General features: G+C 61.4%; 22 protein-coding genes. 16 read left to right on the forward strand and 6 right to left on the reverse strand.

What is annotated here, in order from left to right; all coding sequences use genetic code 11:
* Positions 1 to 55: 55 nt before the first annotated feature.
* Both ABEG21_RS16225 and ABEG21_RS16230 read left to right on the forward strand, forming a co-directional pair.
* Positions 56 to 967 carry an EamA family transporter gene (locus ABEG21_RS16225; RefSeq protein WP_347557678.1) on the forward strand — a complete coding sequence of 304 codons (912 nt, stop codon included), beginning with the start codon at positions 56 to 58 and terminating at the stop codon, positions 965 to 967.
* 154 nt (positions 968 to 1,121) lie between these two features.
* On the forward strand, positions 1,122 to 2,228 hold the full coding sequence (locus tag ABEG21_RS16230) for a LacI family DNA-binding transcriptional regulator (protein ID WP_347557679.1): 1,107 nt from the start codon (positions 1,122 to 1,124) through the stop codon (positions 2,226 to 2,228).
* On the opposite strand, the gene ABEG21_RS16235 is transcribed toward ABEG21_RS16230, so the two are convergent.
* Entirely contained in the window at positions 2,225 to 3,013 is a 789-nt protein-coding gene (locus tag ABEG21_RS16235) for a Fic family protein (protein ID WP_347557680.1), read from the reverse strand. The genes ABEG21_RS16230 and ABEG21_RS16235 overlap by 4 nt on opposite strands.
* 345 nt (positions 3,014 to 3,358) lie before the next feature.
* On the opposite strand from ABEG21_RS16235, the gene hisD reads away from it, so the two are divergent.
* Positions 3,359 to 4,666 (forward strand): histidinol dehydrogenase, encoded by a 1,308-nt coding sequence (hisD, locus tag ABEG21_RS16240; protein ID WP_347557681.1) that lies wholly within the window; start codon positions 3,359 to 3,361, stop codon positions 4,664 to 4,666.
* Between the two features lie 359 nt (positions 4,667 to 5,025).
* Positions 5,026 to 6,423, forward strand: a complete 1,398-nt coding sequence (locus ABEG21_RS16245) for a GntP family permease (RefSeq protein ID WP_347557682.1) — start codon at positions 5,026 to 5,028, stop codon at positions 6,421 to 6,423.
* Between the two features lie 42 nt (positions 6,424 to 6,465).
* Here ABEG21_RS16245 and ABEG21_RS16250 read toward each other — a convergent pair whose 3' ends face one another.
* On the reverse strand, positions 6,466 to 7,605 hold the full coding sequence (locus ABEG21_RS16250) for an FAD-dependent monooxygenase (protein WP_347557683.1): 1,140 nt from the start codon (positions 7,603 to 7,605) through the stop codon (positions 6,466 to 6,468).
* Between the two features lie 135 nt (positions 7,606 to 7,740).
* Between ABEG21_RS16250 and ABEG21_RS16255 the strand changes: the two genes are divergently transcribed.
* From ABEG21_RS16255 to ABEG21_RS16295, 9 genes are all read left to right on the forward strand, one after another.
* Positions 7,741 to 8,142, forward strand: a complete 402-nt coding sequence (locus ABEG21_RS16255) for a MarR family transcriptional regulator (RefSeq protein ID WP_347557684.1) — start codon at positions 7,741 to 7,743, stop codon at positions 8,140 to 8,142.
* A gap of 28 nt (positions 8,143 to 8,170) precedes the next feature.
* Positions 8,171 to 9,400 carry an MFS transporter gene (locus tag ABEG21_RS16260; protein WP_347557685.1) on the forward strand — a complete coding sequence of 410 codons (1,230 nt, stop codon included), beginning with the start codon at positions 8,171 to 8,173 and terminating at the stop codon, positions 9,398 to 9,400.
* Positions 9,401 to 9,536: 136 nt separating this feature from the next.
* Positions 9,537 to 10,370 carry a cystine ABC transporter substrate-binding protein gene (locus ABEG21_RS16265; RefSeq protein WP_347557686.1) on the forward strand — a complete coding sequence of 278 codons (834 nt, stop codon included), beginning with the start codon at positions 9,537 to 9,539 and terminating at the stop codon, positions 10,368 to 10,370.
* A 13-nt stretch (positions 10,371 to 10,383) separates the two neighbouring features.
* Positions 10,384 to 11,043, forward strand: coding sequence for an amino acid ABC transporter permease (locus ABEG21_RS16270; protein WP_347557687.1), 660 nt, complete (start codon positions 10,384 to 10,386; stop codon positions 11,041 to 11,043).
* Positions 11,044 to 11,064: 21 nt separating this feature from the next.
* Complete coding sequence (locus ABEG21_RS16275; RefSeq protein WP_347557688.1) at positions 11,065 to 11,451, forward strand: VOC family protein; 387 nt, start codon at positions 11,065 to 11,067, stop codon at positions 11,449 to 11,451.
* 334 nt (positions 11,452 to 11,785) lie between these two features.
* Positions 11,786 to 13,681 carry an IlvD/Edd family dehydratase gene (locus ABEG21_RS16280; protein ID WP_347557689.1) on the forward strand — a complete coding sequence of 632 codons (1,896 nt, stop codon included), beginning with the start codon at positions 11,786 to 11,788 and terminating at the stop codon, positions 13,679 to 13,681.
* Positions 13,682 to 13,711: 30 nt separating this feature from the next.
* On the forward strand, positions 13,712 to 15,115 hold the full coding sequence (locus tag ABEG21_RS16285; protein WP_347557690.1) for an MFS transporter: 1,404 nt from the start codon (positions 13,712 to 13,714) through the stop codon (positions 15,113 to 15,115).
* Positions 15,112 to 16,089 carry a dihydrodipicolinate synthase family protein gene (locus ABEG21_RS16290; protein ID WP_347557691.1) on the forward strand — a complete coding sequence of 326 codons (978 nt, stop codon included), beginning with the start codon at positions 15,112 to 15,114 and terminating at the stop codon, positions 16,087 to 16,089. The genes ABEG21_RS16285 and ABEG21_RS16290 overlap by 4 nt, the downstream gene beginning before the upstream one ends.
* Positions 16,090 to 16,266: 177 nt before the next feature.
* Positions 16,267 to 16,995 (forward strand): FadR/GntR family transcriptional regulator, encoded by a 729-nt coding sequence (locus ABEG21_RS16295; RefSeq protein WP_347557692.1) that lies wholly within the window; start codon positions 16,267 to 16,269, stop codon positions 16,993 to 16,995.
* A gap of 21 nt (positions 16,996 to 17,016) precedes the next feature.
* Here ABEG21_RS16295 and araH read toward each other — a convergent pair whose 3' ends face one another.
* From araH to ABEG21_RS16310, 3 genes are all read right to left on the reverse strand, one after another.
* Entirely contained in the window at positions 17,017 to 18,018 is a 1,002-nt protein-coding gene (araH, locus tag ABEG21_RS16300) for an L-arabinose ABC transporter permease AraH (protein WP_347557693.1), read from the reverse strand.
* Between the two features lie 87 nt (positions 18,019 to 18,105).
* On the reverse strand, positions 18,106 to 19,638 hold the full coding sequence (gene araG, locus ABEG21_RS16305; protein ID WP_347557694.1) for an L-arabinose ABC transporter ATP-binding protein AraG: 1,533 nt from the start codon (positions 19,636 to 19,638) through the stop codon (positions 18,106 to 18,108).
* A gap of 85 nt (positions 19,639 to 19,723) precedes the next feature.
* Positions 19,724 to 20,740, reverse strand: a complete 1,017-nt coding sequence (locus ABEG21_RS16310; protein ID WP_347557695.1) for an arabinose ABC transporter substrate-binding protein — start codon at positions 20,738 to 20,740, stop codon at positions 19,724 to 19,726.
* 431 nt (positions 20,741 to 21,171) lie between these two features.
* Here ABEG21_RS16310 and ABEG21_RS16315 point away from each other — a divergent pair, with 431 nt between their 5' ends.
* The 3 genes from ABEG21_RS16315 (at position 21,172) to ABEG21_RS16325 (ending at position 24,398) form a co-directional block, all read left to right on the forward strand.
* Positions 21,172 to 22,026, forward strand: coding sequence for an SDR family oxidoreductase (locus ABEG21_RS16315; RefSeq protein ID WP_347557696.1), 855 nt, complete (start codon positions 21,172 to 21,174; stop codon positions 22,024 to 22,026).
* A 2-nt stretch (positions 22,027 to 22,028) separates the two neighbouring features.
* A complete protein-coding gene (locus ABEG21_RS16320; protein WP_347557697.1) occupies positions 22,029 to 23,018 on the forward strand; it encodes an SMP-30/gluconolactonase/LRE family protein in 990 nt (329 codons plus the stop codon).
* Between the two features lie 279 nt (positions 23,019 to 23,297).
* Positions 23,298 to 24,398 carry a porin gene (locus ABEG21_RS16325; RefSeq protein WP_347557698.1) on the forward strand — a complete coding sequence of 367 codons (1,101 nt, stop codon included), beginning with the start codon at positions 23,298 to 23,300 and terminating at the stop codon, positions 24,396 to 24,398.
* 39 nt (positions 24,399 to 24,437) lie between these two features.
* Here the strand turns inward: ABEG21_RS16325 and ABEG21_RS16330 are convergent, their stop codons facing one another.
* A complete protein-coding gene (locus ABEG21_RS16330) occupies positions 24,438 to 25,589 on the reverse strand; it encodes an epoxide hydrolase family protein (protein ID WP_347558054.1) in 1,152 nt (383 codons plus the stop codon).
* Between the last annotated feature and the right edge of the window lie 29 nt (positions 25,590 to 25,618).

Here is a 25,618-nt window from a genome sequence, read left to right on the forward strand (position 1 = left end):
TACCGCATCATATTGCCTAGGCAATATGATGCGGTCTATGAATCGAGGAGACGACGTGGGTCGCGGAACAGAGACATCATCCCCTTTGCCGGGTGAAGGGGCATCGCCCCAGACGGCCGAGGCCGCTTCACGAACCGCCTCGCTCGGGACGCTCGCGGCCCTTATCGGCATGGTCTCGGTTCAGATCGGCGCGGCCTTCGCAAAAACCCTGTTCCCCGTGGTGGGCCCCGAGGGCATGGCGGCGCTGAGGCTGGCCATGTCCGCCGCCGTGCTCGCGATCGTCTTCCGGCCATGGCGCGTGTGGCGTCAACCCGGCATCTGGCCGGCGCTGCTGGCCTATGGCGTCACGTTGGGCATCATGAATCTGACGATCTATCATGCCTTTTCCTTGATTCCGGTCAGTATCGCCGTATCGATCGAAGTGATCGGTCCGCTGAGCGTCGCCCTGCTGCTATCGCGTCGCCGCATCGATTTGCTGTGGATCGGCTTATCGGTCATCGGTCTGTGCCTGCTGCCATTCAACGCGCTGGGAAGCAGTCTGAACCCGCTCGGCATTGCTTTTGCACTGGCAGCGGCGCTGCTATGGGCCTTGTATATGACATTTGGTGCGCGGGTCGCCCATCTCGGCCCGAAAGCGGTGTCGACCGGCATGCTGATTGCCGCCACCTTCGTCGTGCCGATCGGCGTAACGCATGCCGGCGCCGCGTTGTGGCAGGGATCGATGCTGGCGATCGGTTTTGCCGTCGCGCTGCTGTCGAGCATGATTCCCTATCTCCTGGACATGTATGCGCTGCATCGCATACCGTCACGCGTATTCGGCGTGCTGATGAGCGCCTCTCCGGCGATGGCCGCGTTGGCGAGCTGGCTGATACTGGGCGAAACGCTGAGCATGTATCAAGGTATCGGCATTGCGGCCATCACCATTGCCTGTGCAGGCAGCGCGCGCTATTCACGGCAACGGACCTGAAGGCCGGCCATAGGGTAAGCTGACGTGTCGTGCGGCCTGTCGGCAGCGGGCGCCACCCCGAGTCGGGCGCGCCGGCTACCGGCGACGTCGATGGCGCCGCTTCGATGCGACCCTCTCGATTTGCTGTCTTTGTTTGCCGTTTCAGCGTGCTTCCATGCCACAACGCCTCAAAGCCTCCCTTGCGCCAGCGGTAAAACGCGTCGACGCGCCGCGCGCCGCGAAACCGGCCACGCCGCAGGCATCTCAATTTCCATCCACCGCGCACGACGTCGCACGCTTGGCGGGCGTATCGCAATCGGCGGTATCGCGCTGTTTCACGCCTGGCGCGAGCGTCTCCGACGCGATGCGGCAGCGCGTCCAACAGGCGGCCGACACGCTAGGGTATCGCCCCAATCTGATCGCGCGTTCGTTGATCAAGCGGGAGTCGACCATCATCGGCGTGGTGCTTCCCGACCTCGACAACCCGTTTTACGCGTCCGTGGTCGGGCGTCTGTCATCGATGCTGACGGAGACCGGCCGACGCATTCTGCTGTTCCGCTCGCCGGCCACGGACTCCTCGGACCCGGTGTTGGAAGACGTGCTGCGCTATCGCGTCGATGGGCTGATTCTCGTATCGTCACCGCTATCGTCGACGTTCGCCGACGAATGCGTGCGCATCGGCCTGCCCGTCGTGCAACTGAACCGTACCAGCATGCGTGCGCGCGTATCGAGCGTCGTCGGCGACAATGTGCGGGGCGCCGCACGGATCGCCGAGCACTTGCTGCGGCACGGTCATCGACGCCTGGCCTACGTCGCCGGTCAGGACGGTTCGTCGACCAGTCAGGAACGGGAAAATGGTTTCACGGCGGCGTTGCGCCAGGCGGGGTTGACGCTGGCATTGCGCGAAACGGGGCACTATACGCAGGACGGCGCGCGCGCGGCCACGCAGCGCTTGCTGTCCTTGCCGGAGCCCCCCGATGCAATCTTTTTCGCGAACGATTACATGGCACTCGCGGGGCTGAGCGTGGCGCGACACGCATTCGGCGCCGATATCGGCCGCTCCTTATCGATCGTCGGCTTCGACGACATCCCGATGGCGGCCTGGCCCGAGTTTTCCCTGGCGACCTTCCGGCAACCGATCGACGCGATGTGCGCGCGGACGGTGGAGATCATCCAGGCACAACTGGGCGATATCGGTGTCGCACCCCAGCGCCTGGTATTGCCGGGCGAGTTGGTCGTGCGCGGGAGCGTACGCGGCGGCGTCGTGGATCCGTTGGCTTAGCGCTCCGGGTCGTCGCGCCGAGGCGCCGGTCCCTTCTTCAAACCAAGCAGATCGAGATAGATTTCCAGGGAGCGCAATACCGCCTCCGCCACCAATGTCGTAATACCAACGTACTCGCCACTCACACAGGCCTCATCGAGCGCATCGTAATAGGCAAGACGGTCCTCCTTTCTAATGACTGCGGGCGGATATCCGGATTTCATCAGCTCGAAATTCAACAGCAAGCGCCCGGTGAGCCCATTCCCGTCGATGAAGGGGTGGTTTTTCACGAAGCGCGTATGCAATTCGGCCGCACGCTCGACCGGGCTCATGAGACCAGCCCGCCCGTACCAACTGACAAAGTCGGCCATTGTCTGCGGCAGCTGTAGATGATCGACCGGTGTCGTGCGGGGCCCGGAAATCGCCACGTTTTCGGAGCGATACCGTCCCGCTTGATCGTCGTCGATCGCTTTCAATACCAGACGGTGGATATTGCGCAGCTGCCATTCAGTGAGCGGTTCGCCTTCGGAAACAATCGCCTCGAGATAGAGAATCGCATCGCGGTGATTGCTTGCCTCGATGTGCTCTCTTAATGATTTCCCACCAACAGTGATGCCTTCCAGGACGACCTTCGTTTCGCGCAACGTCAAGGTATTGCCCTCGATCGCGTTGGAATGATACGTCCACTCGAGCATCCACTTCTCGCGCAGGGACGCCAGCGTATGCTGCGGCAACGGGCGCGCGGCATCCAATACGGCCTTACTTTCGACAATGGATTTGAGCAAATCTGTCAGTGATGCAGCCATTTACGCGCCTTCTGCCGCCAATTCGTCGTTCTTGAGCCATCGCGCCTGCAGTATGGACCGCGGCCACGCCGTGAAACCCAGCCATTCTATCTTGTCCGCGGTCGACACCGTTACTTGAGTCACGCGCGATGCATCCGATCGGCGTCGAGGAAGGCTTCACGCCCTACGCGCGCTCTTCCGGCGCCCCCGTCTCACGTAAACCCCCATTTCACCGCCATGCCGCCACGCGTAGCATTTCCGAAAATTGCATACGTATGCAAAAACCGCTAGTGAATGATTGCATGCGTTTGTTATCGCCCTTTCGTGCGGGCATCCGCGCGTCTTCAACTGAGAGAGGAGTTCCGAATGGCAACGTGGCTGAAAACTGGCGCCGACGGCGAAATGATCCGCAGCGCGGATCGCGAAGTACGCGACACCGTCGAACGGACGCTCGCCGATATCGAGCAGCGCGGCGATGCCGCGATCCGTGATCTGTCGATCCGTTTCGACAAGCTTGAGCGCGACGACTATCGCCTCAGCGATGCCGAAATTCAAGGTTGCCTGGATCAACTGACGCAGCGCGACCTGGACGACATCGCCTTCGCACAGACGCAGGTGCGGAATTTCGCGCAACATCAGCGCGACGCCTTGCGCGACATCGAAGTCGAGACGCTGCCCGGCGTGATACTCGGTCACAAGAACGTACCCGTCAATGCGGCAGGGTGCTATGTCCCGGGCGGCAAATATCCGCTGCTTGCCTCCGCGCATATGTCGGTGATCACCGCCAAGGTCGCCGGCGTGCCGCGCGTCATCACGTGCGCGCCGCCGTATCAAGGCAAACCGGCACCGGCCATCGTGGCGGCCCAGCACCTCGCCGGGGCGGACGCCATCTACTGTCTTGGCGGCATTCAAGCAGTCGGCGCGATGGCGCTGGGGACGGCCTCGATTCAAGCGGTCGACATGCTGGTAGGGCCGGGCAATGCCTTCGTCGCCGAAGCGAAACGCCAGTTGTTCGGTCGCGTGGGGATCGATTTGTTCGCGGGGCCGACCGAGACGCTGGTGATTGCCGACGACAGCGTCGACGGCGAGCTGTGCGCAACCGATCTATTAGGACAGGCCGAGCACGGCCCCGACTCGCCCGCGATTTTGCTGACGACGTCCGAAGCGCTCGCGCGTGACACGATCGCGCAAGTCGCCCGTCTGTTGGAGATCCTGCCCACCGCGGGCATCGCCCGTAAAGCCTGGGAGACCTACGGCCAGGTCATCGTCGCGGACTCGGACGAGGAAATGGTGCAGATCGCCGACAAGATCGCCTCCGAGCATGTCCAGGTGATGACGCGCGATCCCGATTATTTCCTCACGCATATGCGCAACTACGGCGCGCTATTCCTCGGCCCGCGTACCAATGTCGCGTTTGGCGACAAGGCGATCGGCACGAATCACACGCTTCCGACGAAAGGCGCGGCGCGCTACACCGGCGGCCTGTGGGTAGGAAAATTCCTGAAGACCTGCACCTACCAAAAAGTGCTCACCGACGACGCGTCCGCGATGATCGGCGAGTACTGCTCACGGCTGTGCGCGCTGGAAGGATTCGCCGGCCATGGCGAACAGGCCAATATCCGCGTGCGACGTTATGGCCATCGGGACGTGCCGTACGCGGGTATTCCGTCTTGAAAATCGTGCGACGCCGGCCCGCTATCCGCCCTGAAGCGTCGCCAAACGAATAGCGCGGCGCCGAGCATCGCTAAACCGATCGTACCGGCGTCCGCATACGGAAGCACTGGAGGCGAAGCCGCTAAGATGCGATCGGACGGGATGAGAAACGGTATTCGCAGGGAGCATGGCGGTCGGCAGTGACGTGCGCTACACTGATTTTGGCTTCAGCTTTAGACACGGACCGGTCCCGCGCGATGCGCAGGAAAACGACAGGAGACAACCGGGCGACGTGCATGCGTTCCACGCGAACGCATGCATGTCGCACCGGCCGTCGCCGGTGTGCGACAGATCTACAAAAAAACAAGCGAGCATCCACCATGAGCATTCTCATCGCCATCCTCGCGCTCGCCGCGTTGATGCTAGCCGCCTACCGGGGCTATAGCGTTATCCTCTTTGCCCCGATTGCCGCCCTCGGCGCCGTGCTGTTGACGGACCCCTCGGCGGTCGCACCGGCGTTTTCCGGCCTCTTCATGGACAAGATGGTCGGCTTCGTAAAACTGTATTTCCCTGTTTTCCTGCTGGGCGCCTTATTCGGCAAGCTCGTCGAATTGTCGGGCTTCTCCCGCGCCATCGTCGAAGCCGTCATCAAGGCGCTCGGCCGGGAACGGGCGATTCCGGTGATCGTCATCGTCTGCGCCTTGCTGACCTACGGCGGCGTCTCCTTATTCGTCGTCGTGTTCGCGGTCTACCCGTTTGCCGCGGAGATGTTCCGTCAAAGCGGCATTCCCAAGCGCCTGATGCCGGCGACGATCGCGCTCGGTGCCTTTACGTTCACGATGGACGCGATGCCGGGAACGCCGCAGATCCAGAACATCATCCCGACCACCTTTTTTAATACGACCGCGTGGGCCGCGCCTTGGCTCGGTTTTTTGGGATCGGTCTTTATCTTCATACTCGGCGTAGCGTATCTCGAACGCGCACGCCGTCGTGCGCAGCGGGCCAACGAAGGATACGGCACGAATCTTCGCAACGAGCCGGAAACGCCGCCCGACATTGCCTTGCCGCATCCGCTGATCGCCTTGGCACCACTGGTCCTGGTGGGCGTCAGCAATCTTCTGTTTACGCATTGGATTCCCCATTGGTTTCCGGGCGTCTACACCTTGGCATTGCCTGGCTTGCCGGCACCGATTCCCGTCGATGCCAGTAAGCTGGTCGGCATCTGGGCCGTGCTCGCGGCCCTGGCCTGCGGCTCGCTGTTCACGCTGATTTTCGGCTGGCGCGGGATGCGCAACGGACCGAGCATTGCCGAGGGCTCCAAAACGGCGGTGGGCGGGGCGATGCTGGCAACGATGAATACCGCATCGGAATACGGCTTCGGCGCCATCATTGCTGCTCTCCCCGGCTTCATGCTGATTGCGCAAGGCCTGAAAGCGATCCCCAATCCCCTGGTCAACGAGGCGGTCACGATCAACTTGCTGGCCGGCATCACCGGCTCCGCGTCGGGCGGTTTGAGTATCGCGCTGGCCGCGATGTCCAATCAATTCATCGCGGCGGCCAATGCGGCGCATATTCCCTTGGAGGTGATGCACCGTATCGCCTCGATGGCATCGGGCGGCATGGACACGCTGCCGCACAATGGCGCCGTCATCACCTTGCTGGCCGTGACCGGGCTCAGTCACCGCGAGGCGTATGCCAATATCTTCGTCATGACCCTGATCAAGATTGCCTCGGCCTTCTTTGCGATCGGCCTGTATTACGCCTTCGGCCTGATCTGAACCGCCTTGCCACAGGGAGTCGACCGCAGCCCGGCGCGACGATCAATCCGCCGGATGCGAGCCCATGTTGTCGAGCAGGATCTGCTCGCCCTGCACGCTGAACATGTCTTGAAAAGCCGCGCCGATCGACGCGGCGAGCGGTTCCGCCCGCGCGAGCATGTTTCGCTCGCTGAGGGTCACGGCATCGCGCCAGTGCGTGCTACCGATCAACGCTTCCGCCAACTCGGCCGCATCGAGCATCGCGAGATTCACCCCGACGCCGAGTGGCGGCATCACATGCGCGGCGTCGCCAAGCAGAGTCAAGCCGGGTCGGCTCGGCCAGCCCAGGGGATTCGGCAGCGCGACGATGGGCCTCACCGCGGCGATGCTGTCGGCATCGGCAATCAACGACAGCAAGGCGGGGGACCACCCTTCGAAACGCGCGAGCAGGGCGAGCTTCGTGATCGACGCCAGGGTGCGATCCGGGCGATCGCCCTCTTCGGGTGTGGTCCGAAACGCGGCGTAGACACGCACCAAGGCGTTGCCGTTACGCTGGGCGATGATGCCGGCACCGCCATGAAGTGAAAACATCGTGCCGTGTCCCACCAGGCGCGCTTTCTCCGGATGTCGGCGGTCCACATCGGTCAGCCACAGTTCGACGAAGGTGATGCCGGTATAGTGCGGCCGGATGTCCGTCAGCGCCGCGCGCGCGGCCGACCACGCCCCATCTGCGCCGATGACGAGATCGAATCGCCCAAGGCTGCCGGCGACACCAAATAGTTCGTGGCGACCATCGGCCCGCGCGACCACTGCCGTCACAGACTGTCCCCACCGAACCACCGTAGTCGGCATCGGCTGTAGCAACAGCTCACGCAGCACGATGCGATCGATTTCCGGCCGTTCGCCCATACCCGGCTCTGGCGCCTCGCGCCGAAGGACCGCTCCCGACGCGTGATCGATGCTCTGTTGATCTTGATCCTCGTGACGCGCGACCTGCATGAAAGCGTCCCAGAGACCCGCTTTCTTCAAGGCAAGCTGGCCTTCATTGGGATGAAGGTCGAGCGATCCACCCTGATCACGCGACCGCGCCGATTGATCCGCCTCGAATACGCTACACTGCCAACCGGCGCGCGTTAACATAGTCGCCGCGGTCAAGCCGGCGGGCCCTGCGCCCAGTATGGCGATAGTCGGTCTTTGCGACATGAACCCGTCCTTTACATTTAAATAGGATCCTATATTATAGCAAGTGTATAGGGTCCTATTTAAATGTAAAGGAATATCGTGCGCCCGATCTCAATATGGTCACCCCTGGATATGCCGACGTTGCTCATCAATCGATTGGAGCGGGCGCTTTCCAGGATCATCGACAAAGAGCTGAAACCCGCCGGCATCACCGCCTCGCATTTGCCGGTGCTCGTCGCGCTGAAAGACGGCAGTAAGCTGACGCAAAAAGACCTCGCCGCGGCAAGCAACGTCGAACAGCCGAGCATGGCCCAGTTGCTCTCCCGCATGGAGCGGGATGGGTTAATTCGACGCGAACCGTCGCCGACCGACAAACGCAGTAGCGTCGTGTCGCTCACCGACCTCGCGATGAGCCGACTCGATCCGGGCCGCCAAATCTTGCGTCGCATCGACGACGAAACCTGCGCGGTGCTGAGCGATGCCGAGCGCAAAACGCTCGCGGCGCTGCTGCATAAATTGCTCGTCACGCTCGAGCCTGATACGCATCCTTCGGAGTAATGCCACTTGAGGTGGCAAGCCACATCGTATGAATACACCTGCTGCTGCGTCTGCAAAAACGTTTTCGCCTTATCAGAAACGGGTCCTGGGGATTCTGGCCTTCCTTCAGTTTTCCGTCATCCTCGATTTCATGCTGATGGCGCCATTGGGCGCCCTGATCATACCGGCGCTGAAAATCGGTCCATCTCAGTTCGGCCTCGTCGTTTCCGCCTATGCGTTTAGCGCGGGGATTTCGGGCATTCTGATCGCGGGCTTTGCCGACCGATTCGATCGCAAAAAACTGCTGCTCTTTTTTTACAGTGGCTTTGTGCTCGGCACGGTCTGGTGTGGACTCGCGCAATCCTACGAATCGCTGCTGCTCGCGCGCGTCTTCACCGGCCTGTTCGGTGGCGTGATCGGCTCGGTGGTATTGGCGATCGCAGCCGATCTTTTCGCACCGCAGATGCGCGGCCGTGTGATGGGTCTGATACAGACGGCCTTCTCGGCAAGCCAGGTTCTGGGGATACCGGCAGGCTTATATCTATCGAGCCGCTGGAACTGGCACGTGCCTTTTCTAGCCATGGCGGCGCTCGGACTGGCTGGCGGCATCGTCGTCGCGCTGGGATTGAAGCCAGTGACCGGTCATTTGAATAGTCCGCAGGAGCGTAGCGCCTTTTTACATCTGCTGCACACTTTGAAAGATCCGCGCCACGTGCCGGCTTTCGCGGCAACGGCGCTGCTGACCACGGGCGCCTTTATGCTGATGCCTTTCAGCAGTGCCTTCGCGACCAATAATTTAGAGATCGGTATCGCCGTGCTGCCCGTGGTCTATCTGGTCACCGGATTGTGCATGGTTGTTTTCGGACCGGTCATCGGCAAGGCAACCGACACCTTCGGCAAGCGTCGCGTATTCAGCTTCGGTACCGTGATGTCTATCGTCATGGTGCTGATTTACACACATCTCGGGCCGATCCCGCTTTACGGACTGATCCTGCTGAATATCGTTTTGTTCGTCGGCATTTCGTCACGCATGATTCCGTTTCAGGCGATGGCATCCACGATCCCGGTACCGGCAGCCAGAGGCGCGTTCAATGCCGTCAGCGCCTCCATTCAGCAGGTGTCGGGCGGTATCGCCTCGGTGATAGCCGGTCATATCGTGTCATTGGATGCGAGCGGCAAGCTGCTGCATTTCAACGTCGTCGGCTATGTGGTGGCGGGAACCGCCCTGGTCGCGTGGGCGCTATTTTTAAGACTTGGCGCTTCTCGCGGAACGCCATGAATGTCCGGTCTTCCGCATTCGCGCGGTGACAGGCGAATGAGGCGGTCTGCCGTCGGCAGATTCAGGGGATTCGGCATAAAATGTGCGGTTCGATCGCAAAATACCGTCTTTTCGGGATATTAAAGTAGGAGTCGCAATGTCTATCCGTTTCTCCCCGCGCCATATCACGCGCGCATTGCTTGGCGCCACGGCATTTTCGCTGGCAGCCCTTTCTTTCATCGCGCCTTCGGCCCATGCAGCCGATCTGCTGGACACCGTCAAGCATCGGGGCACGCTGGACGTGGGGATGGAAGGCACCTACCCGCCGTTCGGCTTCAAAGCCCCGGCAGGCGATCTGCAAGGTTTCGATGTCGATGTCGCCAAGGAACTGGCGCGGCGTCTGGGGGTGAAGCCGCATTTCATCACGACGGAATGGAGCGGCATCATTGCCGGCCTGCAGGCGGGCAAATATGACGTCATCGTCAATCAGGTCGGTATCACGCCTGCGCGCCAGAACATGCTCGATTTTTCGACGCCGTACACCTACTCGATCGGACAGCTGATTCAGCGCAAGAACGATGATCGTCAGTTCCATTCGCTGGACGATCTGAAGGGGCATAAGCTGGGCGTCTCCTTGGGTAGCAACTACAACGACATGGCAAAGGCCGTGGCGGGCATCGATGTCCGCACCTACCCGGGTGCCCCGGAATATCTGTCCGACCTGGCTGCCGGCCGTATCGACGCCGCCTTGAACGATCGTTTGATGCTGGCCTACTTGCTGAAGCACTCGCCGCTGCCGCTGCGCACCAGCGGTACCGTCGGCGACCAGACCGAGATGGGTATCCCCTTCCGCAAGGGCAACCCCGCTTTTGCCAAGGCAGTGAACGACGCCTTGGCCGGTATGCGCAGTGACGGCACCTTGGCCAAGCTGTCCGACAAATGGTTTGGCATCGACGTGTCGAAGCCGTTGCCGGCAAGCGCCGCGAAGTGAGTAGCGGCACGCGATGAGTTTCTACGACATCCTGATGCAATCGGCGCCCGCGCTCGGCCTGGGCGTGTGGTTGACGGTCAAGTTCGCCGTGCTGTCGATGATCTTCGGCTTGGTCGCGGCTGTCGTGCTGGCGACGATGGGCATCAGCCATAATCGTCTGCTTGTCGGTATCGCGCGAACGTACGTCAGCGTGATCCGCGGCACGCCTTTATTGGTACAGATATTCGTCGTGTACTACGGTCTGCCTGCGGCGGGAATATCGTTGGACCCGACACCGGCCGGCGTGCTGGCCTTGTCGGTCAATGTCGCGGCCTATCTGTCCGAGAGCATGCGGGGCGCGATACTCGGTATCACTCCGGGACAATGGCTCGCTGCGTATAGCCTGGGGCTGCGACGCGGCCAGGCTTTACGCTATGTCATCGGACCGCAGGCGCTGCGCATTGCCACACCCAGCTTGGCCAATAGCTTGATCAGCCTGATCAAGGATACGTCTCTGGTGTCGGTCATCACGGTGACGGAGCTGCTGCGCAGTACGCAAGAGTTGATTGCATCCACGTTTTACACCCTTCCCTTCTATCTGGTAGCCGCCGCGCTGTATTGGGTCATGTGCACGATTCTGGAAATCGTTCAGCGACAGGTGGAAAAGCGGCTCGCCCTGCCGGGAAGACATTGAGCACCATGGGAGACGTCAGCAATGCATTTGATCGATCACCTCGACCATTTGGTATTGACCTGCACTGACATAGAGGCCACGACGCGCTTCTATGTCGATGTGCTGGGCATGGAGAAGGAAACCTTTCGCGGCGACCGTGTCGCGCTCCGCTTCGGCAATCAGAAGATCAACCTGCATCAACGCGGCAAGGAATTCGAGCCGAAAGCGCACCTCCCGGTGCCCGGCGCGCTCGACCTCTGCTTCCTCGCGACCGTTCCGCTCGGCGACGTCGTTACGCATCTTCATGCGAAAGGCTGGCCGATTGTCGAAGGCCCGGTCGAACGCACCGGCGCCACGCAAGCTATACGGTCCGTGTACGTGCGCGATCCGGATTTAAATCTTATCGAGATATCCGAGCCGCTGGGCTGACGGTGCCGCAGCCGAGCTGAGGGGATTCGTCTTGATAGCAAGACGGCATCCTCGCGGTTGACGGCTTTTTTATTTCGTATTCCTCTTTACTTTCCGCCATTTCAACAAAAGGCAAGCGCAAGCGCGAATCACGCCTTTCGCGAATTCTTCGACGCCATCACGTTGCATCGCGGTGCACGGTCCAGCGTATTGCCAGAGCAAACACCCAATAGTCGGTCTTTTGTTCAATACCCGGCAGAACTATCGCGAGAATCGCGGCCCTTCAGCGCGTTAACCCGAATAATAGATTCCAATAGTCTGACTATAATGACGAAAAACAATCAGGAGGAGACACATGATCGACGATCGCGCATCCCGGGGCCGACTGGGCACGGACGACGAAGAGAACGGTGCGGCCAGCCAACGCCCGGAAGCCGTCGCAGGCGCCGTAAGCGGCCTCCCCAGCGAGCAGCCCGCTTCCTCCGTATCAGCCGATGGCGCGACGTCGGGCGCGCTGCCCCTGCGCTCTGCCCAATGGTTCGGTACCGCCGACAAAAACGGCTTCATGTACCGGAGCTGGATGAAAAATCAGGGCATCCCCGATCACGAGTTCCAAGGCAAGCCGATCATCGGCATCTGTAACACCTGGTCCGAGCTGACGCCGTGTAATTCGCACTTCCGCAAGTTGGCCGAGCACGTCAAGCGCGGCGTGCTGGAAGCCGGCGGCTTCCCTGTCGAGTTCCCGGTATTCTCCAACGGCGAATCGAATCTGCGTCCCACCGCCATGTTTACGCGCAACCTTGCGAGCATGGACGTCGAGGAAGCGATCCGCGGCAATCCGATCGATGCAGTGATCTTGCTCGCCGGCTGCGATAAAACGACCCCTGCGCTACTGATGGGCGCCGCCAGCTGCGACGTCCCTGCGCTGCTCGTCAGCGGCGGTCCGATGCTGAACGGCAAGCACCGGGGCCGCGACGTCGGCTCCGGGACACTGGTCTGGCAGTTAAGCGAACAGGTGAAGGCCGGGACCATCACGCTGCATGATTTCCTTTCCGCCGAAGGCGATATGTCGCGCTCAGTCGGCACCTGCAACACGATGGGCACCGCTTCGACAATGGCGTGCATGGCCGAAGCGCTCGGCGTCACGCTGCCGCACAATGCGGCCATCCCCGCCGTCGACGCGCGGCGCTATGTACTGGCGCACATGTCCGGCATGCGGATCGTCGACATGGCGCGCGAAGGCCTTACCCTCTCGAAATTACTGACGCGTGATGCCTTCGAAAACGCCATCCGCGTCAATGCGGCGATCGGCGGCTCGACAAATGCGGCGATTCATTTGAAAGCCATCGCCGGCCGCATCGGCGTACCGCTGGAATTGGAGGACTGGACCCGGATCGGACGCGGCACACCCACGCTCGTCGATCTGCAGCCGTCGGGGCGCTTCCTGATGGAGGAGTTCTACTACGCGGGCGGCCTCCCCGGCGTGCTGCGACGTCTCGGGGAAGCGAATCTGATTCCGCATCCCGATGCGCTCACGGCAAATGGCAAATCGCTGTGGGAGAACGTCTCCGACGCGCCGATCTACGATACCGAAGTCATTCGCGAAATCGAGAAACCGCTGCTTGCAGACGGCGGCCTCTGTGTCTTGCGGGGTAACCTGGCCCCCTCCGGCGCCGTCATCAAACCGTCGGCGGCCACCGCCTCGCTATTGAAGCATCGAGGACGCGCCGTGGTCTTCGAAAGTCTCGAAGACTACAAGGCGCGCATCGTCGATCCGGACCTCGATGTCACCGCGGACTCCGTGCTTGTCTTGAAAAACTGCGGTCCCAAGGGCTATCCCGGCATGGCCGAGGTCGGCAATATGGGATTGCCGCCGAAGTTATTGGCGCAAGGCATCACCGATATGGTCCGCCTTTCCGACGCACGCATGTCCGGAACCGCCTACGGCACGGTCGTGCTCCACGTCGCGCCCGAAGCACGCGCAGGCGGGCCGCTGGCCGTCGTGCAAGAAGGCGATTGGATCGAACTGGACAGCTACCGCGGCGTATTGCGTCTCGATATTTCCGACGACGAACTGCAGGGCCGCCTTGCCGACTGGCACGAAACGCGTGCTTCGAAACCGGCCGACCCGGCGGATCGCAGCGGCTATCGCCAGCTCTACGTCGAGCACGTGCTGCAAGCGGATCAGGGCTGCGATTTCGATTTCCTCGTCGGCTGCCGCGGCGCCGCCGTGCCCCGTCATTCGCATTGATGCGCTGTCCAACCATTCTAGGAGACGGCGATGGACCATCCTTCCGCCACGGGCACGCAGGGGCGCGACCCGGCGCATGAAGCGCACGAAGCGACGGAGCAACGTATCGTCCGGCGCATCACGCTGCGACTCGTGCCTTTCTTGATATTGCTTTATCTGGTCGCCTATATCGATCGCTCGACGCTGGGCTTCGCCAAGCTGCAGATGAACGCCGATGTCGGTATCGGCGACGCGGCGTATGGCTTTGGCGCGGGCCTGTTCTTCATCGGCTATTTTCTGCTCGAAGTACCGAGCAACGTGCTGTTGGTGAAGGTGGGCGCGAGCCGGTGGTTTGCGCGCATCCTCATCACCTGGGGCCTGATCACGGCCGCGATGTGCCTGATTCGCGGACCGCATTCCTTCTATCTGCTGCGCTTTCTGCTGGGCGCCGCAGAGGCGGGCTTCTATCCGGGCGCCGTCTACTTCCTCTGCCAATGGTTCCCGTCGAATCATCGTGCAAAAATCTTTGGCCTCTTCCTGCTGTCCCAACCGTTTGCGCTGATCATCACCGGTCCGGTGTCGGGCGCTTTATTGGATATGGAAGGCATTGCGGGATTGCACGGTTGGCAATGGCTGTTCTTGCTGACGGGTGCCCCTGCCGTGCTGCTCGCGATTCCGACACTGCTATGGCTGCCCGATACGCCGGCGAAGGCCCGCTGGCTTCCCGAAGCCGACAGGCAATGGCTGGATGCGGTGCTCACGCGTGAGCGGGAAGCCACGCCGCCACCTCTGGCGCATGGTCTGCGCGGACTTTGGACCGTAGTCAAGGATCATCGCATCCTGCTGCTCGCGCTGTATTTCCTCCCCTATCCGCTGGCGATCTACGGGCTGAGCACCTGGCTGCCAACCATCGTCAAGGGATTCGGCGGCTCCAATATCACGACCGGATTCTTGACGGCGATCCCCTATGTGTTCGCCGTGCTCGGCTTGCTGACGGTCCCGCGCAGCGCGGACCGCCGCGACGAACGGATGTGGCATATCGCACTGTCCGCGGCGCTCGGTGCGATCGGTTTGGCCGTATCGGCAGCGATTGCCTCGCCCGTCGTTCAGCTCGCGGCACTGTCCGTGACCGCCTGCTTCCTTTACGCCGCGCAGCCGGTGTTCTGGACGCTGCCGGGACGTTTCCTGACCGGTACGCAAGCCGCGGCCGGCATCGCCGTGATCAATTCGATCGGCAATCTGGGCGGCTATCTCGGTCCGTTTGCCGTCGGGGCGATCAAACAAGCCACCGGCCGGATACAGGATGGCCTCTATTTCCTGTCCGGCGGCGTGCTGCTACTGGGCGTGCTGTTGACCTTCGTCATCTCGAAATATGTCGAGCGACGCAGTGCGACGCTTCCGCGCGCGCCAACGCAAGGCCCCACCCATTCATCTTCCAGGAGTCATTCGGCATGACCGATCGCCCCGCCCATTACCCTTCGGCAAATGCCGCAACGACCACTGGCTCAGGCCAGACGCCGATCTATCGCGGCGTCTTCCCGGTCGTACCGACGATCTTCGATGCACACGGCAATCTCGATAAAGCCGGCCAGCGGCGCGTATTGGACTTCATGATCGACGCCGGTTCGAACGGCCTCTGCATCCTCGCGAACTTCTCGGAGCAGTTCGCCTTAAGCGACGAAGAAAGGAGCACATTGCAGACGCTGGTGCTCGAGCACGTCGCCGGCCGCGTGCCGGTCATCGTCACGACCAGCCACTTCAGCACGAAGGTCTGCGCCGAACGTAGCCGTGCGGCACAGGACGCGGGCGCGGCAATGGTGATGATCATGCCGCCCTATCATGGCGCCACGTTCCGCGTCAGCGAAGCGCAGATCTTCGCCTTCTATCAGCAGGTCTCCGACGCGCTCTCGATTCCGATCATGGTGCAGGACGCGCCTGTCGCCGGCACCCCGATGTCGGCGGCGTTTCTCGCGCGAATGGCCCGCGATATCGCCAATCTGTCGTATTTCAAGATAGAAACGCCACAAGCCGCGGGCAAGCTTCGAGAGCTGATTGCCTTGGGCGGTGACGCGATCCTCGGTCCATGGGACGGCGAGGAGGCCATCACCTTGATGGCCGACCTCGATGCGGGCGCAACCGGTGCGATGACCGGCGGCGGCTATCCCGACGGCATCCGCTTGATTCTCGATGCCTATGTAGCGGGCGATACCGAAAAAGCCGCGAACCTGTATCAACAATGGTTGCCGCTGATCAACTATGAAAATCGCCAAGGCGGACTGGCGGCGTGCAAGGTCCTGATGCAAGCCGGCGGCATTATTGCAAGCGATGCGACACGCCATCCGCTGGCACCGCTTCATCCCGCCACGCGCGACGGTCTTCTGCGCGTCGCGCGGCGCCTCGATCCGCTGGTTCTGCGCTGGGCCAACTGATACCGATCGCCATGCCGCGCCCGCCTGCCGAATCGGTGCACGGCACGCGGCATCGGATCGAACTGACCGTCTCGCTTGTCAGGCGTCGCAGCAATCCTGCGAAGGCTTAAACTATCACGTGACGTCCTGCGTGATATGCTTGCCTGCCCCGTTCTTCACTTCTACTCGTCAGCAGGCATGGATTATCGCCATCCCCAAACGCGCAAGAGCCGGCACGGTCAGATCGTGCAGGATATCGGGACGGACATCGTCAGCGGCAGACTGAAGCCAGGTGAACGGCTTCCTGCCGAACCCTTGCTCTGCGAGACCTATGGTGTAAGTCGTCCCGTGCTGCGCGAAGCCACACGCGTCCTGGTTGCAAAAGGCCTGGTGGTATCGAAGCCGCGCGTCGGCAGCATCGTGCGGGCCAGTGAAGACTGGCATCTGCTCGATCCGGACGTCCTCTATTGGACGCTGAACAGTATGCCGGAAAGCGATTTCTTCCGATCGCTGCTGACCGTGCGTCGTATCATCGAGCCGGCCGCCGCGGCATTGGCGGCGACCGCGGCCGATGCGGAAGATGTGAAGCGTATTGAAAGCGCTTATGCCGACATGGCCGCCGCGCAGACAGCCGACGGACTGCTCGAGCCCGATCTGGCCTTCCATCGCACGATCATGGCCGCGACCCATAACAGGATGTTGGCCTACATCGGCAATATGCTATCCCTTGCGCTATCCGAGTCGATCAAACTGACGAGTCGACATCCGGACACGCACGCGCTCTCGCTACCCCGCCACAAGGCGATCCTGACGGCAATCCAGAATCGCGACCCGCTGGGCGCGCGCCAGGCCAGTCTGGTACAGCTGGAAAATGCCAGCGTCGATGCCGACAGTGTGCTAGCCGACAGGCCGCTCTCGTCGATCTGAGCGCGGCCCACCCGCCGCACCTCAGGTGCGCGACTGCTGCTTGTATCGGTCGAAGATCACGGCGACGAGCAGGATCAAGCCCCGCACGACATACTGTGCGAACGGCGAGATATTCAGCAGATTCATCGCGTTTTCGACGGTGCCCAGAATCAACACGCCCGCCAGCACATACGAGATACGACCGACGCCGCCCTTGAGCGAGACGCCGCCCAGCACGCAAGCGGAGATCACCGTCAATTCGAGACCCAGCGAGGTCATCGGCTGGCCCGACGTCATCCGCGATGCCAGCACGACGCCGGCGAGACCCGACACCAAGCCGCTGAGGACAAAGATCGTAAACTTGGTCCATGTCACGCTGACACCGGCCAGGCGCGCCGCCTCTTCATTGCCGCCGATTGCGAGCGTATTGCGCCCGAAGATCGTTCGTCCCAGCAGAAAACCGAAGATGGCCAGGCAAGCGATCATCAGCCATACCGGCACCGGCAAGCCAAGAACGCTGGTATTGCCTAGCAGGAAGAAGTTTTCCTGGTCGATACCGACCGCACGCCCGTCGGAGATGATGTAAGCCAATCCGCGCGCCATCTGCATGCTGGCCAGGGTCGTGATCAACGCATTGATCTTCAGTCGCGCGACGACAAAGCCATTGAGCGCGCCAAACGCCGCGCCCACGATCAACCCCGTCGCGATACCCACCGACACGGACTCGGTACGATTCATCGCCACGGCACAGGCCACGCCGGAGCACGCGACGATGGAGCCGACCGACAAATCGAAATCCCCGGCGGCGAGGCAAAACAACATCCCGCAAGCGACCATACCGGCCAAGGAGACCGATAGCGCCAAGCCGCGCATATTGATCATCGAAAAAAAGTTCGGTACGGCGACACTGCAGAGGACGAACAGGACAAGTGCCACCAACAACATCCCATAGCCGTCCCATACTCGGGAAGCAATGCTGCCTCCACCGTTACGCGATTTCTGCGGCGGTGCGTTATTACTGGTTTGCGTCTGCGTGAGGGCCATGTTCTTTCTCACCTAGTTGAATGGAAGTCGGTAAATCGACGCTGTTTTCGCGTTATTCGCTGAAGCGGATCGGGTGTCGCAAACGGGTCAGGCGGCCAACGGATCCACATCGGACGGCGCCGCGGATAGCATCGCGAGCCCGAGTACGTTCTCCTCGGTGGCCTCGTCGTGATTGCGTTCGCCTACCACCTTGCCTTCCCGCATGACGATGACCCGGTCGGCCAGGCCCAGCGCTTCCGGCAAGTCGCTCGATGCGAACAGCACGGCAACCCCCTTTTTTGCCAGTGCGAAGATCACTTGATAAATCTCGTGCTTCGCGCCGACATCGATGCCGCGCGTCGGTTCGTCGAGAATCATCACCTTGATGTTGTCTTCGGATAGCCAGCGCGCAAGGATCGCCTTCTGCTGATTCCCCCCCGACAGGTTGCGGATTGCCTGCTCGGGACCGGGCGTCTTGATTCGCAGCGCCTTGATCTGATCGAGTGCATTGCCGCGCTCCCATCGCCCGTTGATCAATGCGCGCCATCCGAGATGATGACGCCGCGCACTCAGATTGATGTTGTCGGCAACCGAATGTACCGGCACGATGCCCTGTGCCTTGCGATCCTCCGGACAGAGCAGCATGCCCTGCCGGATCGCCTGCCGCGGGGAATCCAGTGTGCTGGCTTCGCCATCGATGCCGACCGTCCCGGAGCGGGCTGGATCCGCGCCGAACAGCGCGCGCAGCAACGTGGTCCGACCGGCGCCGACGAGACCGAAGAGCCCGACGACTTCCCCGCCGCGCACCGTCAAATCGATCGGCGCCTCCAGTCCCGGGACGTCCAATTGCGAGACGGAGAGTCGAACCTCGCCCAACGGCCGCGGCGCATAGCCGAAAATATCCTGAATATCGCGGCCGACCATCGCACGCACCAGCTTGTCATGACTGAGGTGCGCGATATCGTCGAAGGTCTGCACCAGTCGGCCATCCTTGAACACGGTGATCTCGTCGCACATCCGATAGATTTCTTCCATTCGGTGCGACACATAAATGACTATCCGCCCCTCTTCTCGCAGATCGCGTATCACGCGTTCGAGCTGTTCGATTTCGCGCGCCGAGAGACTGCTGGTCGGCTCGTCGAATGCAATGATCCGTGCTTCATGCACCAACGCCTTGGCGATCTCGACCATCTGCCGCTGACCGATCGACAAATATTTGACCGGCGTGTCCGGATCGATGTCCTGCATCAGGCGCTTTAACTGCAGCGCGGCGGCCTCCCGCATCGAGGTGCGATCGACGATGCCGCCGCGCGCCGGAAACTGTCCCAGGCAGATGTTCTCGGCCACCGATAATTCCGGGACGAGATGCAGCTCCTGATAGATGATCGCAACGCCGTTTGCCAGCGCATCCTGCGTATTGCGGAACACCACCGGCGCCCCATCGATTTCGAGATGCCCCGTGGTCGGCTGGTAGGCGCCGCTGAGAATTTTCAACAGCGTGGATTTTCCCGCGCCGTTCTCGCCCATCAAGGCATGTACGGCACCGGGCCGGCAGGTGAAACTGATACCGGCCAGCGCCGTGACGCCGGGGAAGGTCTTGCCGATATCGCAAAAAGCCAGCGAGGTTGCATTTGCTTGCATGGCTTTGCTCCGTAAAAAATGAACGACAAAGACGCGAAAAGCACGCCCGTCCAGCGGGGCGTGCGACAGTCAACGCGCCAAGAACTTATTCCAGGCCCTTCTTCTTCAGCTCTTCATGGAAGTTGTCACGCGTGATCAATACGACGTCGGTCACCTCGGTGAACTTCGGCGGCTCGATGCCCTTCGTCACCCAGTCATGCAACATCGTGATGCTCTTGGTGCCATGGATATCCGGGCTCGGCAGCAGCGAACCGTAAAAGCCGGTGGGCTTGGTCTTCGACAATTCGTTGACCGCATCCACGCCGTTGATGCCGATACCGATGACATTCGGCGCTTGGAAGCCGTTGCCTTCCGTCGCCCGCACGCCGCCTAGCACCGTGTTGTCGTTCATGCCGATGATCAGCCAGTTTTTGACGTTCGGGTGTTGCACCAGCAGCGAGTTACCGGCATCCAGCGCCCCGGGGATGTCGTTGCTCTTCGTCGGCACCGTATAGATCTGCGAGGCCGGGAATCCGGCGGCCTTCAACGCGGACATCGCGCCGTCGGTACGACGCCGGGCGGTATCAAGCTCATTCGCCGTAATCACCATCGCACCGGTAATTTTCGGATCCCAATGACGCTTCTGCATTTCCTTGTACAGCTCCTGCCCCTGACGCTCACCCACCTTCGTCGCGGCCATCATAACCAGCGGCACATCGGTCATCGGCTGGCCCTTCGAATTGACGAATTGATCGTCCACCGCCACGACCTTCAAGCCCGCGGCCTTCGCCTTCGCGACGATGGCCGGTCCCAGTCTGGGATCGGGCGTACAGATGACGAATCCCTTTGCGCCGTTTGCCGCCAGGCTGTCGATAGCAGCCAGCGTTTTCTCACCGTCGGGCACGGCGATTTTCAAGACGTCGAAACCGTCCTTTTGGCCCGCCTTGTCGGCGAACTTCCATTCGGTCTGGAACCACGGCTCTTCCGGTTGCTTCACCAGGAACCCTAATTTTTCCGCATGGCTTTGGGCGCTCGCGAGCGCCAGCATCGAGGTCAACAGGCCCGCCGCTACCGCGCGGCCGTATACCTTCATCGAAATACGCATCGTCGTTGTCTCCATCATTTTTCGTTTCCGACCTCGCATCAGTCGGCGTACCGCGCCTGTATCGGAGTCCAGTGAGCGATTTAATTCAAATCCCAAAATATGGGTTGAGTAATCGTTATCCAGGACCTTCGTTCGATGCGGTATCCCACATATTGGGTCGTGCGTTATTTGAATGGTTGAAAAGCCAAATTCTGCCTTTCTAAATCCTTTCCATTACCGTCCCAAGCCACGATAGCTAGGTATCCATACGAACGCAGACTGGGTGTGCAGAGAATATGGTAAGACTATTTAGGCACTCAATACGGGTAAGCACCGAGTCAAACGGGCATGACGGCAGCCATTGGTATTACTAGAATGCCCTTCAGGCCTGCCAGCAATCCTGGCGATAATTAGCTAACATAATTGCACCGCATTCGCGACAACGCCGCACCGAGACCATTCTTTCTGATATGACGACTACTGCTTCGAATAACGGCCCTGACGATTTGCCGGCGTCGAATTCCACCGCTTCGCATTCGACCGAAACCGCGCACAAGCGCTACGCCACTTATCCCAGCCTGAAAGATCGCAGCGTCTTCATAAGCGGCGGCGCCACCGGCATCGGCGCGACGTTAGTCAGCGCATTCGTCGCGCAAGGCGCACGTGTCGGCTTCGTCGACCTGGACAAAGCGGCCGGTGAAGCGCTGGTCGAGAAGCTCGGTGCGAATCCCGCCACCGTCCACCGCCCTTGTTTTGTCGCATGCGACGTCACCGAGGAAGCGGCACTCAATGAAGCGATCGCTACGGTGCGCGCCGCTTGCGGCCCGATCACGATCCTGGTGAACAACGCGGCAAACGACAAACGCCATCGTATCGAAGAGACCAGCTACGCATTCTGGGATAAAGGCATCGCCGTCAATCTGCGCCACCAATTCTTTGCGGCGCAGCAAGTCATGGAAGACATGAAACAGGCCGGCGGCGGCTCGATCGTCAATTTCGGTTCGACGAGCTGGAAGCTAAAGCAAGGCGGCATGCCGGCCTATACCGCATCGAAAGCCGCGGTACAGGGATTGACCCGCTGCCTGGCGCGGGACCTGGGACCTTTCAAGATCCGCGTCAATACCGTCGTGCCCGGCTGGGTCATGACCGAAAAGCAGCTCGCGCTTTGGGTCGACGACGCCGCCAAGGACGATATTGCAAAGGGGCAGTGCATCAATGAGCCGTTGCTGCCCGAGCATATCGCCAACATGACCTTGTTCCTCGCCGCCGACGATAGCGCGATGTGTACCGCCCAGGATTTCGTCGTCGACGGTGGATGGACCTGATCGTGATCGAACTGCACGCACAGCTGTTTCACGATGCCAAGGCGACGCTTGGCGAGTGCATATTGTGGGACGACGCCGAGTCGGCCCTCTACTGGACCGATATCGAAAATGCCGTCTTGTGGCGTCATACGTTTGCGGCGGATGTCGACTGGTCTAGCGGCGCACCGCGGCATTACGAGACACATCATTGGCGGCTTCCGGAGCGCCTGGCCAGCTTCGCGCTCTGTTCGCGTCGAGGATGGCTGCTGCTCGGGCTGGCATCCCGTCTCGCTTTGTTCGAGCCGGCAAGCGGCACCTTGGTCGATATCGCCGCCGTCGAGGCGGACGAGGCACGCACGCGTGTCAACGATGGTCGCTGCGATCCACAAGGACGCTTTGTTTTCGGGATGTTCGATCAGTCAGCCGAACCGGAGGCGATCGGCCATTTTTGGCGCCTGAACGCCGATCTCCGGCTCGAACGGTTGCCGTTGCCCCGCGTAGCCTGTGCCAATAGCATCGCTTTCGATACCGAGGCGTTCCACCGCCCCCGGGGCGCGGCGTCGGTGGATACGGCGTCGTCCGCACAAGGGCAGACGTCGGCGGACACGTGGTTGTACTTCGCCGACTCGATGACGCGGCAGATCCATCGCGCCGATTACTTTGCCGATGGACGGATCGGCAGCCCGGTGCATTTTGCGACGCTGCAGGCCGATGAAAGCAGTCCCGACGGTTCGACCATCGATCGCGATGGCGGCTTGTGGAACGCCCACTGGGATGGCAGCCGGATGGTGCGCTTCGATACGCACGGCGCCGTCTCCGCGCATGTCCACGTTGCGGCATCGCGCCTGACCTGTGCCACGTTCGGCGGGCCTGACCGGCGCACGCTGTTCATCACCAGCGCGCGAACGGGAATGGACGGCGCGGCGCTCGCGGCGGAACCTCTGGCCGGCGGCATCTTCGCCGTACGAACCGATTTCACCGGGATGCCGGAGCATCGTTTCAAAGGCGCCTGAATGTAACGCGCGGGCGCACTGGCTGGTAGGGCAAACAGCGTGTTTTATTTGTGAGATAGAGAAGTTGGACGATGGTACGAGACGATCCCCGTCGTCATTCCTGAGTCCAATGGGGGGGCCGGCAGCCATGCCGGTCGATTCAGGTCGCAAGACCGATTTATCTGGAGAGGAGGCGCAGCGTCGAGCTTGCCGCGTATCAAAAAAAATAAGCGTGATTTTTTTACAAGTGCGAACGGATAGCCGTTTCGCATGACAACACGTCGTTACATGGAAGAGACAATGAAAAAAGCGTTGATTGTGACGTCGTTGGCGTCCCTGGCATTTCCCCTGACGAGCGCCTTCGCGCAGAGCAGCGTAACGCTGTATGGCCGCCTGGATGCCGGCATCGAGTACATGAACGGGCTTCAACCGACGACGCCGGGCGGGGGCAGCAGCCGCTGGCGTGCCGAGAGCGGCGACTGGGGCACGAGCCTGTGGGGCTTGAAGGGAGCGGAAGAACTGGGCGGCGGTATGCAGGCGGTGTTCCGATTGGAAGGCGCCTTCAACACGATGACCGGCACCGGCCCGGGCAACAATCAGATCTTCGATCGCTTCGCAACGGTCGGCCTGGCCAGCAAGCAATACGGTACGTTCAACATGGGCCGTGAGCTGGCCATCGCGAATGGCGTGTGGGACTTCGATCCGTTCGGCCAGTCGAACTGGTCGTCGGCGTCGTTGGTCCGCGGTCGTAACTGGAACCATACCAGCAACAACGTGTCGTATCAGTCGCCGAACTTCGCCGGCTTCGATTTCGCCGGACAGTACTCGTTGTCAAACGCGACGAACTTCAACGGCAATGGCACGACGACGCAAGGTCGTGCCGACGGCGCGCAGGTCACGTACACGTCATCGGTGTTCCAGGTCCGGGGCATCTACGACGAATTACGGGATAGCGCCAATGGCGCCTTGGACAGCGCGTTCACGGCCTCGCGCGAATACACCGGCGCGGTAAACGTCTTCCTCGGTCCGTTCACGGTCCGCGCCGCGTATCAGGCGATCCGCTCCTCCGGCGGCGCGTATATCGCGGGTCAGCCGACGTCGCTCGATCATGAATGGGGCGGCATCACCTGGCAGGCCACGCCGGCAGCCACTGTCACGGCCGCGGTCTATCACGTGAACGCCAACAAGGGCAGCGGCAACGCCACGATGTATGCACTTGGCGGCACCTATAACCTGTCCAAGCGCACCCAGTTGCACCTGGAAGCGGCAACGGTGCAGAACAGTTCTACCGCGAACTTCAGCCTGAACGCCAACGCCGCGGGGACCACGCCGGATACCGGCAATCCGCTCGCCGGGCATAGCCAAACCGGCGTCTTCGCCGGTATCGAGCACTTGTTCTGACGCACGTCGTCGGCGGGTCGTCGCCTGCCGTCGAACGATTCAACGGCGCAGCGGTCGGCAAAATGCGCGGAGATCCTCCGCGAGCAATGCCGGCTGCTCCAACGCCGCGAAATGGCCACCCCGTGGCATCGATGTCCAACGCTGGACATGGCAGACCCGTTCGACCCAGCTTCTCGGCGGCATCGATATTTCGCGTGGGAAGACGGCAACGCCGCACGGCGGCGCAATGCGCTCCCCTTGCGCGAAGGCGAGCGGACAGGCCTTGCTTTCCTTGTAGAGCCGCAGCGACGCGTCGATCGTCCGGCTGAACCAGTAAATTGAGATATCGGTCAACAGCGTGTCGCGGGACAGCACACGCGTGACATCCCCGTCACAATCGCTCCAGCTGCGGCACTTCTCCACGATCCATGCGGCCAGACCTGCCGGCGAGTCCGTCAAGGCCTGCGCCAGCGTATGCGGCTTTGTTGCGTGTAACGCCGCGTACGCCCCCTCCGCCGCGGCCCACTGCGCGCTGCGCGTCAGATACCGCGCTTCTTCCGGGCTCGGCGGCGCACCGTCCAACGATGGCTGAAACGCGCCCGGAATGTAATTGAGATGAAATCCGGCGACCTGCTCCGGGAAATCGCGCGCGAGCCACATCGACACGCCGGCACCAATGTCCCCGCCTTGCGCCACGAATCGTGGATAACCGAGACCCGACATCAATCGCTGCCACAGTGCCGCGATACGACGCGGGTTCATACCGGTTTCCCGTGGCGGCGCCGAAAAACCATAGCCGGGCAAGGACGGCACCACCACATCGAATGCATCCGCCGGATCGCCACCGAACGCGGCCGGATCGGTCAGCATCGGGATCAGCGCCTCCATCTCGATAAACGAACCGGGCCAACCGTGCGTCAGCACCAGCGGCATCGGCTTCGGCCCCTTGCCACGTTGATGGACGAAGTGGATCGTCTGGCCATCGATGCACGCGTGCCACTGGGGCAAGGCATTGAGCCGCCGTTCCTGTTCCCGCCAATCGAAGGCATCCTGCCAGTACGTCACGAGCTCGCGTAGGAAAGCGGTGTCGCTCCCATCCGACCAGTCGTCGACCAGCGGCGCGGCGGCCCAGCGCGTCAGCCGCAGGCGATCGCGCAAGTCCTGCCATTCGCTGTCGGGAATGGCTATCTGAAAGGGGGTGATATCGCGCATCGACAAGGTGGGCAAGACGTTGCTCCTTT

It is taken from the genome of Robbsia sp. KACC 23696, from assembly GCF_039852015.1.
Taxonomy (GTDB): Bacteria; Pseudomonadota; Gammaproteobacteria; order Burkholderiales; family Burkholderiaceae; genus Robbsia.